Annotated in this window: 1 rRNA gene; it reads right to left on the bottom strand. The window is 52.5% G+C overall.

The features are described from left to right. Positions 1-2,899: ribosomal RNA gene (locus tag JCM21738_RS21330) — 23S ribosomal RNA — on the bottom strand; the annotation flags it as partial. Between the last annotated feature and the right edge of the window lie 103 nt (positions 2,900-3,002).

Below are 3,002 nucleotides of genomic sequence, written 5' to 3'. Positions count from 1 at the left end.
GCTCCACACGTCACCGCGCTTCCACCTCTGACCTATCAACCTGATCATCTTTCAGGGTTCTTACTAGCTTGCGCTATGGGAAATCTCATCTTGAGGGGGGCTTCATGCTTAGATGCTTTCAGCACTTATCCCGTCCGCACATAGCTACCCAGCGATGCCTTTGGCAAGACAACTGGTACACCAGCGGTGCGTCCATCCCGGTCCTCTCGTACTAAGGACAGCTCCTCTCAAATTTCCTGCGCCCACGACGGATAGGGACCGAACTGTCTCACGACGTTCTGAACCCAGCTCGCGTACCGCTTTAATGGGCGAACAGCCCAACCCTTGGGACCGACTACAGCCCCAGGATGCGATGAGCCGACATCGAGGTGCCAAACCTCCCCGTCGATGTGGACTCTTGGGGAGATAAGCCTGTTATCCCCGGGGTAGCTTTTATCCGTTGAGCGATGGCCCTTCCATGCGGAACCACCGGATCACTAAGCCCGACTTTCGTCCCTGCTCGACTTGTAGGTCTCGCAGTCAAGCTCCCTTGTGCCTTTACACTCTGCGAATGATTTCCAACCATTCTGAGGGAACCTTTGGGCGCCTCCGTTACTCTTTAGGAGGCGACCGCCCCAGTCAAACTGCCCACCTGACACTGTCTCCCGCCCCGATCAGGGGCGCGGGTTAGAATTTCAATACAGCCAGGGTAGTATCCCACCGACGCCTCCACCGAAGCTGGCGCTCCGGTTTCTCAGGCTCCTACCTATCCTGTACAAGCTGTACCAAAATTCAATATCAGGCTACAGTAAAGCTCCACGGGGTCTTTCCGTCCTGTCGCGGGTAACCTGCATCTTCACAGGTACTATAATTTCACCGAGTCTCTCGTTGAGACAGTGCCAGATCGTTACGCCTTTCGTGCGGGTCGGAACTTACCCGACAAGGAATTTCGCTACCTTAGGACCGTTATAGTTACGGCCGCCGTTTACTGGGGCTTCAATTCAGAGCTTCGCTTGCGCTAACCCCTCCTCTTAACCTTCCAGCACCGGGCAGGCGTCAGCCCTATACTTCGCCTTGCGGCTTCGCAGAGACCTGTGTTTTTGCTAAACAGTCGCCTGGGCCTATTCACTGCGGCTCATCTAGGCTATTCACCCAAATGAGCACCCCTTCTCCCGAAGTTACGGGGTCATTTTGCCGAGTTCCTTAACGAGAGTTCTCTCGCTCACCTTAGGATTCTCTCCTCGCCTACCTGTGTCGGTTTGCGGTACGGGCACCTTTTATCTCGCTAGAGGCTTTTCTTGGCAGTGTGGAATCAGGAACTTCGGTACTATATTTCCCTCGCTGTCACAGCTCAGCCTTCACGCAAGCGGGATTTGCCTCACTTGCAGCCTAACTGCTTAGACGCGCATATCCAACAGCGCGCTTACCCTATCCTCCTGCGTCCCCCCGTCGCTCAAACGATAAAGAGGTGGTACAGGAATATCAACCTGTTGTCCATCGCCTACGCCTTTCGGCCTCGGCTTAGGTCCCGACTAACCCTGAGAGGACGAGCCTTCCTCAGGAAACCTTAGGCATTCGGTGGATGGGATTCTCACCCATCTTTCGCTACTCATACCGGCATTCTCACTTCTAAGCGCTCCACCAGTCCTTGCGGTCTGACTTCAACGCCCTTAGAACGCTCTCCTACCACTGACATCTAAGATGTCAATCCACAGCTTCGGTGATACGTTTAGCCCCGGTACATTTTCGGCGCAGAGTCACTCGACCAGTGAGCTATTACGCACTCTTTAAATGGTGGCTGCTTCTAAGCCAACATCCTGGTTGTCTAAGCAACTCCACATCCTTTTCCACTTAACGTATACTTTGGGACCTTAGCTGGTGGTCTGGGCTGTTTCCCTTTTGACTACGGATCTTATCACTCGCAGTCTGACTCCCACGGATAAGTCTTTGGCATTCGGAGTTTGTCTGAATTCGGTAACCCGATGAGGCCCCTAGTCCAAACAGTGCTCTACCTCCAAGACTCTTACAACGTGAGGCTAGCCCTAAAGCTATTTCGGAGAGAACCAGCTATCTCCAAGTTCGATTGGAATTTCTCCGCTACCCACACCTCATCCCCGCACTTTTCAACGTGCGTGGGTTCGGGCCTCCAGTTGGTGTTACCCAACCTTCACCCTGGACATGGGTAGATCACCTGGTTTCGGGTCTACGACCACATACTAAATTCGCCCTATTCAGACTCGCTTTCGCTGCGGCTCCGTCTTCTCAACTTAACCTTGCATGTAATCGTAACTCGCCGGTTCATTCTACAAAAGGCACGCCATCACCCATGAACGGGCTCTGACTACTTGTAGGCACACGGTTTCAGGATCTCTTTCACTCCCCTTCCGGGGTGCTTTTCACCTTTCCCTCACGGTACTGGTTCACTATCGGTCACTAGGGAGTATTTAGCCTTGGGAGATGGTCCTCCCAGCTTCCGACGGGATTTCTCGTGTCCCGCCGTACTCAGGATCCACTCAGGAGGGAACGAAGTTTCAACTACAGGGTTTTTACCTTCTCTGACGGGCCTTTCCAGACCACTTCATCTACCCCGTTCCTTTGTAACTCCATGTAGAGTGTCCTACAACCCCAAGAGGCAAGCCTCTTGGTTTGGGCTATGTCCCGTTTCGCTCGCCGCTACTCAGGGAATCGCGTTTGCTTTCTCTTCCTCCGGGTACTTAGATGTTTCAGTTCCCCGGGTCTGCCTTCAATACCCTATGTATTCAGGTAAAGATACTGTCCCATTACGAACAGTGGGTTTCCCCATTCGGAAATCTCCGGATCAAAGCTTACTTACAGCTCCCCGAAGCATATCGGTGTTAGTCCCGTCCTTCATCGGCTCCTAGTGCCAAGGCATCCACCGTGCGCCCTTTCTAACTTAACCTAAAAGGTCATTTCTCTAATTGAATAGAGAGAAAACTAAAATGGCGATCACTCGGTTTCTTCTTTGGTTCTTCTTACTTACGATTATCTAGTTTTCAAGGAAC

It is taken from the genome of Mesobacillus boroniphilus JCM 21738, from assembly GCF_000517385.1.
GTDB classification, from domain to species: Bacteria; Bacillota; Bacilli; order Bacillales; family Cytobacillaceae; genus Mesobacillus; species Mesobacillus boroniphilus.
This window is presented reverse-complemented; position numbering and strand designations above follow the sequence as displayed.